The sequence below is a fragment of the Mucilaginibacter boryungensis genome (assembly GCF_015221995.1).
In the GTDB taxonomy this organism is placed as follows: Bacteria; Bacteroidota; Bacteroidia; order Sphingobacteriales; family Sphingobacteriaceae; genus Mucilaginibacter; species Mucilaginibacter boryungensis.
In genome coordinates, this window is record NZ_JADFFM010000002.1 from 1027897 (window position 1) to 1043502 (window position 15606).

Sequence of the window (15606 nt, forward strand, 5' to 3'; positions counted from 1 at the left end):
AATGTGTTAAATCGACTTGGTTGCGTCTTTTTTGAAAATTTTAAGACGCCACGAATGACGCAAGTTAACTTTGATTATTTTTGAAATCTTTGAATGTTGGACTAAACAAAAAAGCCCGCAAATCAACGATTTGCAGGCTTTTGAAAGCTTTAATAATGCTTTGTGTGCCCGGAACAGGAATCGAACTTAATTTGATTCCTCGCTCTCAGAGCGGTTTTTAGTTCTTTAGAGTGGGGGAACGCCACGAATGACGCGACCTTTCTCTTTTTTAATCTTAGTAGCCCGTAGGGGAATCGAACCCCTGTTGCCAGAATGAAAATCTGATGTCCTAACCCCTAGACGAACGGGCCAAATTTCGGAGGCGTAACCTCTTGTTTTGGGATTGCAAAGATAACCGTTAAAAGGTATTTTTAAAATAAATTTAAAAAAAAATCTTTTTGGGGTTAATCAGAGCGATAAACTGACAATCCAAAAACAAAAGAGGTGCTGGTTTTCTTCAAAATCCAGTTAACTTTAACTATTACATTCAACCTCTGCTTATGAAGCAATATGACGCTATAATTATTGGGGCCGGGCAGGCTGGGGTGCCCTTAGCCAAAAAACTGGCTGCTGCCGGTAAAAAAACAGCTATTATAGAGAAACGCTTTATTGGTGGCACCTGTATAAATGATGGCTGTACGCCCACTAAAACCCTGGTTTCCTCTGCTAAAATGGCTTATCAGGCCAGCCAAAGCGCGGCGCTTGGTATTAAAATAAAAAAGTTTAGGGTTGATATGCCCGCCATTAAAAAACGTAAAGATGAAATTGTTCACCAGTTTAGAGATGGTGCACAAAACGGGTTAGAACAAACAAAAAACCTTGATATCATCTTCGGCGAAGCAAGTTTTACCGGTAACAAAACAATGTCGGTACAGTTAAACGACGGTGGCGAAAGCGAGTTAAAAGCAAAGCTAATCTTCATAAATACCGGCGCTAAAACTTTTATCCCGGATGTGGAAGGCCTGGGCGATATCGACTATCTCACTTCCACATCTATTCTTGACCTGGATCATGTCCCCGAACATTTGTTGATTATTGGTGGTAATTATATCGGTTTAGAGTTCGGGCAGATGTTTCGCCGGTTTGGCAGCAAGGTTACCGTAGTTGAGCGGGCCAGCCGGATAGTTTCCCGTGAGGATGAGGATATATCGGAGGAAATGACCGAAATATTGGAGGCTGAAAAGATCAACATTTTGACTAACAGCACTATCACAAAACTTAAAAAAAAAAAAAGCGGCAAAATTACAGCTACTATAACTACCGATAGGGAAGAGCATAACTTAAAATGCTCGCATGTGTTGGTGGCCGTAGGGCGCACGCCGCAAACCGAAGCACTAAACCTGGTAAAAGCGGGTGTTAAAACCGACGAACGGGGGAATATTGCAGTAAACAGCAAACTGGAAACGAATGTAAAAGGCATATATGCTTTGGGCGATGTAAAAGGCGGCCCTGCTTTTACCCATATTTCCTATAACGATTACACTATTGTTTATCGGAACCTGTTTGAAAAGGAAGATCTTAATACCAACGACAGGCCAATACCTTATTGCATGTTTACCGATCCGCAGTTGGCGCGGATTGGCTTAGATGAAACCGAAGCTAAAAAGCAAAAACTAAATGTAAAAACAGTCAAACTACCCATGGCCTACGTAGCCCGCGCTATTGAGACTGGTGATACCCGCGGTTTTATGAAGGCTGTGGTGGACCCGAAAACTAAAAAGATATTAGGCGCCACCGTAATTGGCGAACAGGGCGGCGAAATAATGACCATACTGCAAATGGCAATGGAGGGCGGCATCACTTATGATCGTATTCGTTATTGTGTTTTTGCGCATCCGTTGTATGCCGAATCGTTAAACAACCTTTTTATAGCGATAGAAGATTAGTTCCCGTTTATGATCAAGGTAAAACAGCTAAGCAAGCATTATAAAGGGCTTAAAGCGGTCGATGATATTTCATTCGAAGTAACCCAGGGTGAAAGCATGGTACTGTTGGGTACAAGTGGCTGCGGCAAAACCACTACCCTTAAAATGCTGAACAGGCTGATTGAACCAACGTCGGGCGAAATATGGATAGGCAATAAAAATATCCTGCAGCAACACCCCGAAACCCTGCGTCGGGGTATTGGGTATGTGTTGCAAAACACGGGCTTATTCCCGCATTATACCATCGCCGAAAATATTGCCGTGGTGCCCAAATTGTTAGGCTGGGAAGAGGCCAAGACCAACCACCGTATTAATGAACTGATGGAAAAACTGCACCTTGATGCAAACATACTGCAATCATATCCCGGTCAGTTAAGTGGCGGTCAGCAGCAGCGGGTTGGCTTAGCAAGGGCCCTGGTGGCCGACCCGCCGGTGTTATTAATGGACGAGCCTTTCGGCGCGCTGGATAACGTGACCCGTACCAAGATACAGTCCGAGTTTAAGCAGCTGGACGAACTGACCCGCAAAACCATCATTATGGTTACCCATGATGTGCAGGAGGCCTTTGAGCTGGGCGACCGTATTTGCCTGATGGATAAAGGCACGATTATACAAATTGGCACACCGGCCGAGTTATTATTTAATCCTGCTAATGATTTTGTGAAGGATTTCCTGCAAGGCCAGCGCCTGCAACTGGAACTAAAGGCCATTACCCTGAATGATATTTGGGATAACCTACCCGACACCATTGCTGAATCTACCGAACTATCGCCCGTTGATGCCACGGTTTGGTCGGCTATGGAGCAGCTAAAAGTTAAGGGCTCAACTATACATATTCGACGACCTAATGATAATAGCATCAAGTCAATAAATTTTGAGCAGTTGATGGCTGCCTTTAATCAATACCAAAACCGTAAAAGCGCATGAATAACCAGCAGCAAAGTTTATGGGCTTTCATGATGCAGCAGTCAGATAAACTGGCGGCGCAAACCTTGCAGCATATTGGTTTAACTTTTATTTCGCTCATTATTGCCGTGCTGATTGGTTTACCGCTCGGGATATTTATCGCACGAAAAAAACAGTATGCGGGTACAGTGCTTGGTATTGCCGGCGTATTGCAAACTATCCCAAGTATTGCCCTGCTGGGTTTTATGATACCGCTGTTAGGTATCGGCGCAAAGCCCGCCATAGTGGCTTTGTTTATTTACGCGTTGCTGCCCATCATCCGCAATACCTATACGGGCATTTTAGGGGTTGATGGCTATATTACTGAAGCCGCAACCGCCATGGGCATGAGTAAAAAGCAGATCCTTTTTAAAGTCGAACTACCACTGGCCATGCCGGTGATACTGGCCGGTATCCGCACCGCTACAGTCATAAATGTAGGGGTGGCTACATTGGCATCATACATTGCCGCCGGTGGCTTAGGCGAGTTTATTTTCGGCGGCATATCGCTTAACAATACTAATATGATATTGGCCGGGGCAATCCCCGCTGCTTTGCTGGCTATATTGTTCGATTTCCTGCTATCGCGATTGCAAAATATCAAACTAAAAAAACTAAAACCTGCTACTGCCATTATACCTGTATTGCTCGTACTATTGGCTTCTTTATACTTCATCCCATCGGCCTATGGCGGTAAGTTAACGGCTGGCTTCACGCCTGAGTTTATGGGGCGGCAGGATGGCGATCTGGGTTTGCGCGAAAAGTATGGGTTAAAGATCCATACCATTGTGATCAGCGATGCGGTGATGTATAAAGCCGCGTTTGAAAAAGAACTGGATGTCATCAGCGGCTATTCAACCGACGGCCGGCTAAAGGCCTTTAACCTGATTGTGCTGAACGATGATAAAGGAATTTTCCCGCCTTATTATGCCGCGCCAATTGTGCGGGATGATGCCTTGAAAAAATTCCCCGACCTGGAAAAAACACTGAACTTGCTGGCTGGACATATTAACGATTCAATCATGACCGAATTAAATTACCGCACTGACTATCTGCACCAAAGTCCCGAAAAAGTGGCGAAGGACTTTTTGGTTGAACAGCGCTTGTACAAACCATTACGTAACGGCACAAACGGCATGGTACGCATTGGCTCTAAAATATTTGGTGAACAATATATACTGGCCCAAATGTATACTATGTTGATAAAGGGTTATACCGATTACGATGTGAGCACTAAAACCGGTTTAGGCGGCACTAAAATTTGCTTTGATGCCATGACCAATAACCAGATAGATTTCTATCCCGAATACACCGGCACGGGCTTATTGGTGTTACTTCAGCCCGACGAAAAACTTGTTGAAACCCTAACACACAATAAAGACAAAACGTATAATTATGTAAAACAGGAGTTTGAAAAGAAATATCAAATTAGTTGGTTAAAACCCATTGGGTTCAATAATTCGTACGCATTAATGATGAGACAAAAACAGGCGAACGGATTAGGTGTTAAATCAATATCCGATCTTAAACATTATCTCGATAAAAAATAAACGATGGATTTAATTGACTGTTACTACAACGTACGCCAGCATACCGAAGCCATTTGCAGCCCCCTGCAAACCGAAGACTATGTGGTACAACCTGTTGCAGATGTTAGTCCGCCTAAATGGCATTTAGGCCATACTACCTGGTTTTTTGAAACTTTTATTCTGAAGCCTTATTTTATGGGCTACCAGGAGTTTGACCCTGATTACAATTTTGTATTCAACAGCTACTATGAAACTGTAGGCGCGCGCGTTATCCGTACGGACAGGGGAAACCTTAGCCGTCCATCTGTCGCAGATATTTTTAAATACCGCGCCTATGTAGATAAAGCCATGGCCGATTTCCTTTGCGCCGAACCATCGGCAGATGTGAAAGAACTATTGATACTTGGCTTTAACCACGAGCAACAGCACCAGGAATTACTTTACTACGATATCAAATACATCCTTGGCAATAATCCCTTGTTCCCCGCCTATTCTAAAGAGTATAAATCCCCCAGAATAGCACACGTAGACGCTCCCTGGATTAGCATTGCGGAAGGCGTATACGAAGTAGGCTTCGCTGGCGATGGCTTTTGTTTTGATAACGAACTGAACCGCCATAAGGTTTATCTAAACGCTTTTCAAATTAGCCCTAACCAGGTTACCAATGCCGAGTATTTGGAATTTATCAATGCCAATGGCTATCACGATTTCCGCTACTGGCACATGGAAGGCTGGGCCTGGGTAAACGATAATAAAGTTGAATGCCCTATGTACTGGCATTTTATAGATGGCGAATGGTATAACTATACTTTCCACGGTTTAGAAAAAGTGAATATGGAAGCGCCGGTTACCCATATCAGTTATTATGAAGCCTATGCTTATGCATCGTGGCGTGGCCTGCGCCTGCCTACCGAGTTTGAGTGGGAAGTAGCCGCGCCGCAATTTAAATGGGGGAAAAGCTGGGAGTGGACAGAAAGCGCTTATCTGCCTTACCCGGGTTTTAGCAAGGCCCCCGGTGCCATCGGCGAATACAATGGAAAATTTATGGTCAACCAAAAGGTGCTGCGTGGCGCCTCGGAGGCAACACCACAAGGCCATGAACGCCTGACCTACCGAAACTTCTTTCATCCAAATTTACGCTGGCTTTTTAACGGCATCCGTTTAGCCAAATAATATTATACCTATGAAAAATACCATGGAAGCATTAAACAGCATGAAACCGCCACGAACGGATAGCTTTAAAACACAATTTTATGAAGACGTAGTTGCCGGCTTACGGGCATCCACAAAGCACCTGGATGCTAAGTATTTTTACGATGCCGAAGGCGATAAATTATTCCAGCAGATTATGAATTGTAAGGAATATTACCTTACCAACTGCGAGATGGAAATATTTACCCATCAAACTAAAGCAATTGCCGATGTAGTAATAAGCGGAGGCCAGCCGTTCGACCTGATAGAACTTGGTGCCGGCGATGCTACCAAATCAATCCACTTATTAAAAAACTTGCTGGCACAGAAAGCCGACTTTACCTATTTACCGATAGATATCTCGGGGCATGTAATTGCTATGCTGAATGCTACACTTCCGGTAACATTGCCCGGCTTAAAAATACAGGGCCTGCAAGGCGAATATTTTCAGATGCTAAAAAAGGCAGCCACCCTGTCAAACCATCGTAAAGTGGTACTTTTTATGGGTGCCAATATTGGCAATATGCCGGTAAAAGATGCGCAGGCCTTTTGCGAAGAGTTGCGTTATCACCTAAACCCGGGCGATATGGTGCTGATAGGTTTCGATCTGAAGAAGAACCCCGAAACTATTTTAGCCGCCTATAACGATAGCCAGGGGATTACAAAAGCTTTTAACCTTAATTTACTTACCCGCATTAACCGCGAGTTGGGGGCTGATTTTAATGTCGACCAGTTTCATCATTATGCCACATACGACCCGGAAACAGGGGCCTGCAAAAGCTACCTGGTAAGTTTAAAACAACAAGATATACACTTGCCTGATACCGAAGTGATCCGCTTTGATAAGGACGAATATATTTGGATGGAGATATCGCAAAAATATACCCGCGAACAGATTGCAGGCTTCGCTAAAAGATCGGGCTTCCGGTCAGTTACCGATTTTTCGGATAGTAAAGATTGGTTTGTGGATACAGTTTGGGTAGCAGAGTAACGTGAACTTTCCAAAAAGCGATGTGGCGATATTTTGCTCCATTGCTGCGGCTATAAAATTGTATTATTTTATCATGCCGTTTTTTGGAATTTATACTGAATTGCCGCCGATTTAAAATGCCGGTAAAAAGACGCGTATATCCGCACAAAAAACGGCATTAAATTCATTCGGATAATCGCTTATTTTCCCTAAAAAATGGCCTTTTTTGTATTAAAAGCGCATTTTTAAATTGCCGTGGCGTATCACAATCATCAAAGAACTATCCTACAATATACCGAATTTAATGCCCAAAAACAAGTGCATTTTTAGCGATTTTTAGCTAATTTTCAGCGATTTTGATTGCGTTTTAAATAAATTTAAACATTTTTAGATAATTTTAGAAAAGGTCTTTTTGTACAGATTCTACAATGCGGATTGTGTTTTATCCGACCCAACTAAAACTTTAACTTTGCCGCCGATAAATTTAACTACTACCCTATGGCTGCCGATAACGCGAAATTTAAAAAACTGCTGGAACTTAGTAAGGGCGATTATAAAGCTTTCCTGTACGATTGCGATGGCACCCTGGCCGATAATATGCCTGCCCATACCGAAACTTATATTCGCGTTGCAGCTAGTGGCGGTATACATATAGATGGCGCTATGATTGATGAGCTGGCCGGCTGGCCTATTCCCGAAGTGGTAAAAGAAATAAACAAACGCTATAACGGCAATTTCGACCCGGACAAATTTGCAGCGGATAAATACCGGTTATTTTACGATGAGTTTATTGAGCAAATTAAACCCATTGAATACGTAACCGACCACCTGATAGCCCATGCTGGTAAAGTTAAAATAGGCGTAGTATCCGGCGGCAGCCGCGAGGCTATTACCAAAACACTGCAGGTATTAGGTATATTAGATTTGGTTGATGTGCTGGTTTGCGCCGGCGATACCCCCAATGGTAAACCCTACCCCGATCCGTTTTTACTGGCTGCCGAAAAACTGGGCGTGCGCCCGCAGGATTGCCTGGTGTTTGAAGACGGCAACCCGGGTGTAGCTTCGGCAAAGGCGGCGGGCATGCCCTGGATAAGGATTGATAAGGTATAGTTTACCTGCATTGTATGTCGTATTGGTAACTTACTTACAGGAAAATCGCTTCTTAAACAGCATCATATAATTTGAGGCTAAGGCCATCTTATGATTCCGGCTTATCGTTGGCTGAAGCCAAAGGCAATAATTAAGATAAAATTTCATTGCCGTCCCATTTATGGGGCGGTTAAGACAAAGTAAAAGGGCTTTAGCCTCAAAAAAAATTAAAGCTTTAAAAGTGATTTCCCTAATTTATTCACAACAGGTTTACTATTAGTATAAAAAATAACTTAATTAGTTATAAAATAAAGTAATACTTCAGCATATTTGTATACCCAATACCAGTATGCCCTTAATTAACTATCCATTTGATTTAAATTTTGTGGCCCTTATTAAGCGTTGCCTATGGGTATGCCTGTTTTTTAGTTTTATAACTATATCAGGCTTTGCAGCCCCACGGCAAGATCATAACTCCATAATATTCTCATCTTTTAAACACCTTAGCGATACTGCCCAAACCAGACGGGTAGAAGCCGCCTCGAACATTTATAAAAATACCTGCCGTCATTTAGATGAACCAACTGCAATGTCCATACTGGACAGTGTGGAATTATTAGCTAAAAAAATAAACGACCCATCGTTAGAATGCAGCATTTATGTGCTAAGGGCCGATTATTATTCAGTTAACCGGGGGTATAATTCGCTAAGCATCGATTATCATCAAAAAGCGATTGATTTTGCTGTTGAACATGAAATGCCTATTGAAATGGCTATCTACCTGCATAAAAAAGGCCTTTTCTATTTTACATTCAGCCATAATATTGAAGCTTGCCAGTACTTTTTACAGGCTTATAATAAGTTTAAACAAATTGGACTGAATAACATCCCCGACGTTTCCCGCTATCTGGCAGAACAAGCCCAGTTTTACTACGCGTTGCGCGACTATGATACTGCACGGCCCCTCCTTCAATTAGCGTTAAAATACCCTATCAGTCAAATACGCATCCGTATCAATTTAACTACGGCTATCGGGCTTATTTTTCGCAGTACGGGGCATTACCCGGCTGCTATAGATTATTTTAACAGGGCGCTTAAAATTGCTGTAGCACATAAAGATACCGCCTGGATAGCTATCAGCAAGGGCAATATCGGCTCGGTATATTTTATGCAAGGCGATTATCAAAAAGCGATCCCCGAACTTTTGGTAGATTACCAGGCATCTATGCACTACAAGGAATTCGTTAATGCCGCCAAAACACTATTAAGGCTTAGTCACATCAATATATACTATAAACAATATGCACAAGCCACCGCCCGTGTCGATTCGGCCGAAGCGATGATCAAAGACTCGAAGGAAGATGTATTGCCCGTCATGTCCGAGATATATAATCAAAGAAGCACGCTGTGCCAAATGGCCGGGCGGTATAAAGACGCGGTGATATATACTAATAAATACCTGGCAAGCAAGGATAGCATTGCCCGGCGGGATAATATTGGCGAAATTGAACGCGTTAAATTTAAATTTTCAGCCGAAAATTACCGCAACCAGATAAACAATATAAAAACCATAGCCGATGTTGGCGCATTTAAGCGTAATGCCGTAATTTTTATCCTTTTTTTACTGATCATAATTTTTGTGCTGTTGTTTACCCGGTTTCGTTTAAATGCCAAACGCGACCAGGAACTATTGATGATCAGGAAAAGAAGAGTTGATGAAAAGCTAAAGAACGCCGCCGAATCATTACAGCTATACACTGAAAATTTAAAACAAAATAATGCTTTAATTGAAACATTTAAAGCAGAGATAGAGCGTTTCAAAGCACAATCGACCGACCGGGCCGGCGCCGAACACCTGGAAAAATTGATGCAGGCCCACATTATGACCGACGATACCTGGAACGAGTTTAAAAAACTTTTTACCAAAGTACATGGTGGTTTTTTCACCCGTTTACGCAGCACTTACCCATATTTAACCGATACCGACATGCGCATGCTGTCACTGGTTAAGCTTGGGCTCAATAACCGGGAAATGGCCAATATGCTGGGCATTACTGTTGAAGGAATAAAAAAGTCGAAACAGCGCTTGCGCAAAAAAATGCAACTTTCGCCCGAGGTTGATATAGAACATATCGTCGCTTCTTTTTGAGGCTAACATTTTGTCCGTTTTTTGTCCATGGCAATTGATCCGTTATCAGATGGACGTGTTGTACCTTTACTTAACATTTATCAAATAGGTATTTGCGGACCAATCTATAGTACCCTAAGCTATAATATATTACCGCTGATACATTAGCCATTATTATGCCGAAGCTAAATATTTTCATTGTAGAAGACGAGCCCCTTATTGCCCGGGTTTTAAAGCAAACCGTGCAATATATCGGTCATCATGTCTGCGGTACGGCCACATCATTCGATGGTGCCGTGAGGGGGCTTCAGCATGCCGGTGCCGATCTGATCATTACAGATATTATGCTTGAGGGTGAGAAAACGGGTGTTGACCTGGCCAATTATATCAACAAATATTTGAAGATCCCTTTCGTATTCCAATCATCAGTAATAGATCAGCTGGTTATTGATGAAGCTTTAAAAACCGACCCGCTGGTATTTATGCCTAAACCATTATGCAGCAGGGTTTTAATTGATGCGATAGCTTCCGCCCTTTAGCCTACTTTAGAAATAAGTCCCCATTTTGTCCACGGGTATAAGTAAGTAAATCAAGTAGTTATGTGCTATATTTAACTATTGAGTAAGTTCTACTGAATTTATTTTATTGATTAGTTATAACAGTTATGGAACAGGCTAATGCCAAAAGGAAATGTCCTAAATGCAGTAAAGGGTTTCTTGATTACCGAACGCCCCGGGCGTTTTGGGTAAAAACATTTTTATTTTGGCTGCCTATCAGGCGGTATAAATGCAGTTACTGCGATAAAAAAACATATGTATACGGAGATATAAAAAACAATATACCGAAAGTTAACAAATTAGAAGTTGTTAAAAATGGCGATTAAAATATCAGCCTGATAAGGCGGTTATCCTGTAAAACCGGGATTGCCGTTGTAGTATCCACGTTTAAACAAAATGCAATATCTTCCTCTATACCCAATTGCTTCAATCGTTCGCTGTGTGATGTTTTTTTCAGGTACTGCTTAATATCATGTTTGCCTAACTGATAAAGGTCGTTAGCAGCAATGGCCGGGTCATCAAGCTGGTAAGCCCCGTCCTTTAATTGTTCTATTACCGCGCCGGCAAATAGTGTATCTTCCAAATTAAAATTGTATTTCCAGCCTGCACACACCAGCAAAATATTTTCCCCGGTTGTTTTTAGCCAGCTGCACACCGCAGTAAGGTTTAAAAAAGAACCGATAACAATTTGCTTTGCCTTGCGCGACAGATACAATGCCTGGGTACCGTTAGTTGTAGTAAGTACTACCGATTTTCCGGCTACTTTTTCGGTAGTATAGGAGAATGGCGAGTTGCCAAAATCAAACCCTTTTACCACTTCTCCGTTACGTTCGGCTGCTAATAAATACTCCGGGTGCTTTTCTTTATAAGCAAGGCATTCTTCTACCTCGGCTACTGGTATAATGGCTTCGGCGCCATTCTCAATGCCATAACATATAGATGATGTAGCCCTGAAAATATCAATAATTACCACCACATACTCCTCTACATTATATAGGTGTATCAATGCAGGTGTAAGGCAAACTTCTAATTTCTTATCCACTATAAGTATTTATTATTGGCGGCAAAAATAAAGTAATAAAGCAGATGGCGGGACTTTTTTAATAATTATTGACGTGCTGCCAAAAACCTGTCTATAGCCGCAACTGCATTATCATACCTGTCCTGCCCTATACCCGATATCACAACATATTTAGCATTCAGCGCCTGCAACTCTTTATGCCAAACTTCCATAAAATGCTCGCGTTGGTTAGGGAAATCGCGCAGGGGGTCGTCCTGCCAGGGCAGGTTAATATCCAGCAGCAGGTAAAGATCGTAGGGATGTTTGGGCAATTCATCTAATACCACCTGCGGCGTATAACCAAAAAAGGCATCGCTCCATATTTTTACAGTAATGAATGTGGTATCGCAGATAAGCAGTCTATTTGCCTTTTGTTGTATCTTCTGCTCCAAAGCCATCTGCCCGCGAAACATGGCTACCTCATCTTCAATCGTCGGCGGTGCGGTCAGGGCCGCGCAATAATCCCGCGCAAATTCGGGTACCCAAACCGTTTGGTAATGTTCGGCCAAATAAGCCGACATGGTTGATTTCCCCGTTGATTCGGGGCCGACTATGGCTATTTTGATCACCCCAAACCCATTAGCCCCCCGGCCCCCTAAAGGGGGAGTTTGTATTTTTTTACTCATTTGCATATTTTCATATCTGCATATTTGCACATTACACTCCCCCTTTAGGGGGCTGGGGGGCTCAAACTCAAAACCGCCACTTCTTCCCCCACTAAACTGCCCATAGCAACGCCCATGCCATTGCAGCGTACCGCGCAAAATATGCCGGGTTTAACTTCTTTAATTATCGGCGATATATCCTCGCCAAAACCCATAATGCCGCTCCACCAATAATCAACTTCAACAGGCGTATCAGGGATGATCATTTCCTGCAGATATTTTACCAGTTGTCGTTTCACCGCTTCGGTTTGCCCGAAATCCCAGGTCGCCTCGGCGTTGAAATCAATGTTGCGGCCACCGCCAAAAAGTATGCGGTCATCAATATTACGGAAATAATAGTAGCCCTGGTTAAAATGATAAGTCCCTTTTAGTTTCAAATTAGGGATATGTTTGGTCACCAGTACCTGCCCACGCCCAGGGGTTACCTGCAATTCAGGATACAGTTGCCGGGCAAATGCATTTGTAGCTAATATTACTTTACCTGCTTTAAAGTTACCCTGTGTGGTTTTAATGCTGATGCCGGTATCCTCATTCACCATATCAGTCACCTCGCAGTTGTTCAGCACTATGGTATCGGTTTGGTAAACCTTGTGCAGTAGGGTGCGCATCATGTGCCCGGTGTGGATCTGTCCCTCAAAAGGGTTATAGATCATATATCCTACGCCTTTAAAGCCAAAGGCGTTTATTTGATCATTTGCTACAGCATAAATATTTTTTTGGCCGATAACAGGGCTTAATAAATCATTCAGATAAGCTAACTGCGCTATGCATTTTTCGGCATGGTCAGCCTCATCAGCCATAAATAATTCGTAACCGCCGTGCTGGTGGTAACGGATATTTTCATCACCTAAATTCTGGCGCAGGCGTTGCAGGCCGCGCCATTTATAATCCACCAGCTTCACCGTTTCCTCAGGCGTCGACCTGCGGATAAACTCCAACTGTTCCGATGCTGTTCCGAAACAGGCGAACCCCGCGTTTTTAGTACTGGCGCCGCTGGGTAAAAAGCCACGCTCCAACACCAGTACACTTAAATTGGGTTGCTGCTTTTTAATAGTCAGCGCCGCGCTGAGGCCTACCAGTCCACTACCGATGATGATAACATCGGCCTTGCCCGTAAATGCGGTTTGTTCCCAGTAGGAGAAATTGTTTGTCATCAGTTTGCAGTAGCCAAAGCAAATATATTAAATACCTTTTAGCCATCGCAAACTGCAAACCGTACCCTGCAAACTTAAAGTAAATGCCTATCTTCACCCATCAACTGATTTTATATGAAGAAGATCTTTACCCTCGCATTATGCGCGTTTTCGGCAAACCTGTATGCCCAGCAAAAAACTATCTCTGGCTTTACCGCCGCCAATGCTGCAAAAGAAGTACAATTAGAACAGCAATTTGATAAAGCCATTAGCGCTAAACGCATCGGCGAAAACGATAAACAGTTATCAGCTTACCCGCACCATATCGGTTCGCCGGGTGGTAAGGCGGTGGCCGATGCCATTTTGGCCAAATACAAAAGCTACGGACTGGATGCACATATTGAAACTTATACCGTACTTTTCCCAACACCAAAAACGCGTGTGCTGGAATTAACATCGCCCACCAAATATACTGCTATACTAAAAGAACCCGCTTTAAAAGAGGACGCTACCTCAGGTCAGGCAGGGCAGTTGCCTACCTATAACGCCTGGAGCGCCGATGGCGATGTTACCGGCGCGCTGGTGTTTGTAAACTACGGTTTGCCCGATGATTACGATCGCCTGGAGAAAATGGGCGTAGATGTGAAAGGTAAAATTGTGATAGCCAAATATGGCCGCTCGTGGCGGGGGATTAAACCTAAAGTGGCTTATGAACATGGCGCTATCGGCTGCATTATTTATTCCGACCCCAAGGATGACGGTTATTCCCAGGGCGATGTATACCCTAAAGGTCCTTATAAAAATGAGTATGGTGTGCAGCGCGGCTCGGTAATGGATATGGTGATCTATCCCGGCGACCCACTTACGCCCGGTGTAGGTTCAACTAAAGATGCCAAACGCTTAGACCGGAAGGACGCGACCACGATATTGAAAATACCGGTCCTGCCAATCAGCTATCACGATGCCCAGCCTTTGCTGGCCGCCCTTGACGGCCCGGTTGCGCCGGATGATTGGCGGGGCAGCCTGCCCATTACCTACCACGTGGGGCCGGGCAAAGCAACGGTACATTTAAAACTGGAGTTTGATTGGAAACAAGTACCGGCTTATGATGTGATAGCCATGATAAAAGGCAGCAAGTACCCCGATGAATGGGTAATGCGTGGCAACCATCACGATGCCTGGGTAAACGGCGCCAGCGATCCTATCAGCGGGCAATCTATTATGTTGGATGAAGCCCGGGTGCTGGGCGAAATGCTGAAGACCGGCTGGAAACCTAAACGCAGTATCGTATTCTGCTCGTGGGATGGTGAAGAACCCGGCCTGATGGGCTCGACCGAATATGTGGAAGACCACGCCAAAGAACTGCAGCAAAAAGCGGTGGTATATATTAATACCGACGATACCGGCCGCGGATTTTTTGGCGCCAGCGGTTCGCACGCGCTGGAAACTTATGTGAACGAAATATCGCAGGATGTAATCGATCCTGAAACTAAAGTGACGTTGTTTGAACGCAACAAAGGCCGCGAAGCGGTGAATACCTCATCTGTAAAGGCTAAAAAAGAAATACTGGATAGAAAAGCCGAGCATATCGGGGCACTGGGTTCAGGGTCGGATTATTCACCATTCTTTCAGCACTTGGGCATACCATCTTTAAACTTCGGTTTTGGCGGTGAGGATGGCGGCGGCGAATATCATTCTATTTATGATAGTTATGATGATTACACCCGCTTTAAAGATCCCGGTTTTATATACGATGCCACCCTGGCTTCAGTAACCGGTAGGGCTACCTTGCGCATGGCTAACGCCGATGTACTTCCGTTTGATTTTCAAAGTTTATACAGTACTATTAATAAGTATGCGGGCGAATTAAACGAACTGGTAAACCAAATGCGTGAAAGCACTGCGGCAGATAACATGCTGATAAAAAACAACGCCTATGCGCTGGCTGCAGATCCCACTAAAAAAATGGCGCTGCCTGTTGCGAAACCCGAAGTGCCTGCTTTAGATTTTAAACCCTTAACAAATGCCTTAGCCGCGCTTAAAACAAGCACTGAAAAGTTATCAACTACCTGGGCCAGCGCCGCGCAAACCAATGCCGACCACGATAAGCTGAACAAACTACTTTACCAGGCCGAGCAGCAACTGTTATCAACCGAAGGCCTGCCCCGCCGCGATTGGTATAAGCACACCATCTACGCGCCGGGCTTTTATACCGGCTATGGTGTAAAAACCATCCCCGGCGTACGCGAGGCTATCGAGCAACGCAACTGGGTTGAGGCACAGCAGCAAATTGGGGTGGTAGCTAAATACATTACACAATTGGCGGAGTATTTGGATAAAACTGGGATGTAACCTGCAGTACTTATAAAACTACA

Annotated in this window: 12 protein-coding genes and 1 tRNA gene; 9 read left to right on the plus strand and 4 right to left on the minus strand. The window is 43.8% G+C overall.

Going from position 1 to position 15606, the window contains the following annotated elements:
- Positions 1-278: 278 nt before the first annotated feature.
- Positions 279-350, minus strand: a tRNA-Glu gene (locus IRJ18_RS17460).
- A gap of 189 nt (positions 351-539) precedes the next feature.
- Here IRJ18_RS17460 and IRJ18_RS17465 point away from each other — a divergent pair.
- The 8 genes from IRJ18_RS17465 (at position 540) to IRJ18_RS17500 (ending at position 10355) form a co-directional block, all read left to right on the plus strand.
- Positions 540-1925, plus strand: coding sequence for a mercuric reductase (locus IRJ18_RS17465; RefSeq protein ID WP_194107582.1), 1386 nt, complete (start codon positions 540-542; stop codon positions 1923-1925).
- Between the two features lie 9 nt (positions 1926-1934).
- The gene (locus IRJ18_RS17470; RefSeq protein ID WP_194107583.1) at positions 1935-2891 is read left to right on the plus strand and encodes an ABC transporter ATP-binding protein; all 957 of its coding nucleotides are present in this window, start codon (positions 1935-1937) and stop codon (positions 2889-2891) included.
- Complete coding sequence (locus IRJ18_RS17475) at positions 2888-4459, plus strand: ABC transporter permease/substrate-binding protein (RefSeq protein WP_194107584.1); 1572 nt, start codon at positions 2888-2890, stop codon at positions 4457-4459. The genes IRJ18_RS17470 and IRJ18_RS17475 overlap by 4 nt, the downstream gene beginning before the upstream one ends.
- 3 nt (positions 4460-4462) lie before the next feature.
- The gene (gene egtB, locus IRJ18_RS17480; RefSeq protein ID WP_194107585.1) at positions 4463-5611 is read left to right on the plus strand and encodes an ergothioneine biosynthesis protein EgtB; all 1149 of its coding nucleotides are present in this window, start codon (positions 4463-4465) and stop codon (positions 5609-5611) included.
- Between the two features lie 10 nt (positions 5612-5621).
- Positions 5622-6620: an L-histidine N(alpha)-methyltransferase gene (gene egtD, locus IRJ18_RS17485; RefSeq protein WP_228072929.1), complete on the plus strand. Its 999-nt coding sequence runs from the start codon at positions 5622-5624 to the stop codon at positions 6618-6620.
- A gap of 477 nt (positions 6621-7097) precedes the next feature.
- Positions 7098-7709, plus strand: coding sequence for an HAD family hydrolase (locus IRJ18_RS17490; protein ID WP_194107586.1), 612 nt, complete (start codon positions 7098-7100; stop codon positions 7707-7709).
- A gap of 328 nt (positions 7710-8037) precedes the next feature.
- Positions 8038-9837, plus strand: coding sequence for a tetratricopeptide repeat protein (locus IRJ18_RS17495; protein ID WP_194107587.1), 1800 nt, complete (start codon positions 8038-8040; stop codon positions 9835-9837).
- A 155-nt stretch (positions 9838-9992) separates the two neighbouring features.
- Positions 9993-10355 carry a response regulator gene (locus tag IRJ18_RS17500; RefSeq protein WP_194107588.1) on the plus strand — a complete coding sequence of 121 codons (363 nt, stop codon included), beginning with the start codon at positions 9993-9995 and terminating at the stop codon, positions 10353-10355.
- Between the two features lie 340 nt (positions 10356-10695).
- On the opposite strand, the gene IRJ18_RS17505 is transcribed toward IRJ18_RS17500, so the two are convergent.
- From IRJ18_RS17505 to IRJ18_RS17515, 3 genes are all read right to left on the minus strand, one after another.
- Positions 10696-11415, minus strand: a complete 720-nt coding sequence (locus IRJ18_RS17505; RefSeq protein WP_194107589.1) for a 2-phosphosulfolactate phosphatase — start codon at positions 11413-11415, stop codon at positions 10696-10698.
- Between the two features lie 65 nt (positions 11416-11480).
- A complete protein-coding gene (locus tag IRJ18_RS17510; RefSeq protein WP_194107590.1) occupies positions 11481-12059 on the minus strand; it encodes an AAA family ATPase in 579 nt (192 codons plus the stop codon).
- A 44-nt stretch (positions 12060-12103) separates the two neighbouring features.
- Complete coding sequence (locus IRJ18_RS17515) at positions 12104-13252, minus strand: NAD(P)/FAD-dependent oxidoreductase (RefSeq protein WP_194107591.1); 1149 nt, start codon at positions 13250-13252, stop codon at positions 12104-12106.
- Positions 13253-13366: 114 nt separating this feature from the next.
- On the opposite strand from IRJ18_RS17515, the gene IRJ18_RS17520 reads away from it, so the two are divergent.
- Entirely contained in the window at positions 13367-15583 is a 2217-nt protein-coding gene (locus IRJ18_RS17520; protein ID WP_194107592.1) for a transferrin receptor-like dimerization domain-containing protein, read from the plus strand.
- Positions 15584-15606 lie beyond the last annotated feature (23 nt).

Coding starts and splice junctions, on each gene's coding strand:
- IRJ18_RS17510 (WP_194107590.1), bottom strand. CDS start 12,059: ATGAGTAAAAAAATACAAACTCCCCCTTTAGGGGGCCGGGGGGCTAAT.
- IRJ18_RS17500 (WP_194107588.1), top strand. CDS start 9,993: ATGCCGAAGCTAAATATTTTCATTGTAGAAGACGAGCCCCTTATTGCC.
- IRJ18_RS17495 (WP_194107587.1), top strand. CDS start 8,038: ATGCCCTTAATTAACTATCCATTTGATTTAAATTTTGTGGCCCTTATT.
- IRJ18_RS17470 (WP_194107583.1), top strand. CDS start 1,935: ATGATCAAGGTAAAACAGCTAAGCAAGCATTATAAAGGGCTTAAAGCG.
- egtD (WP_228072929.1), top strand. CDS start 5,622: ATGAAAAATACCATGGAAGCATTAAACAGCATGAAACCGCCACGAACG.
- IRJ18_RS17475 (WP_194107584.1), top strand. CDS start 2,888: ATGAATAACCAGCAGCAAAGTTTATGGGCTTTCATGATGCAGCAGTCA.
- egtB (WP_194107585.1), top strand. CDS start 4,463: ATGGATTTAATTGACTGTTACTACAACGTACGCCAGCATACCGAAGCC.
- IRJ18_RS17515 (WP_194107591.1), bottom strand. CDS start 13,252: ATGACAAACAATTTCTCCTACTGGGAACAAACCGCATTTACGGGCAAG.
- IRJ18_RS17520 (WP_194107592.1), top strand. CDS start 13,367: ATGAAGAAGATCTTTACCCTCGCATTATGCGCGTTTTCGGCAAACCTG.
- IRJ18_RS17490 (WP_194107586.1), top strand. CDS start 7,098: ATGGCTGCCGATAACGCGAAATTTAAAAAACTGCTGGAACTTAGTAAG.
- IRJ18_RS17465 (WP_194107582.1), top strand. CDS start 540: ATGAAGCAATATGACGCTATAATTATTGGGGCCGGGCAGGCTGGGGTG.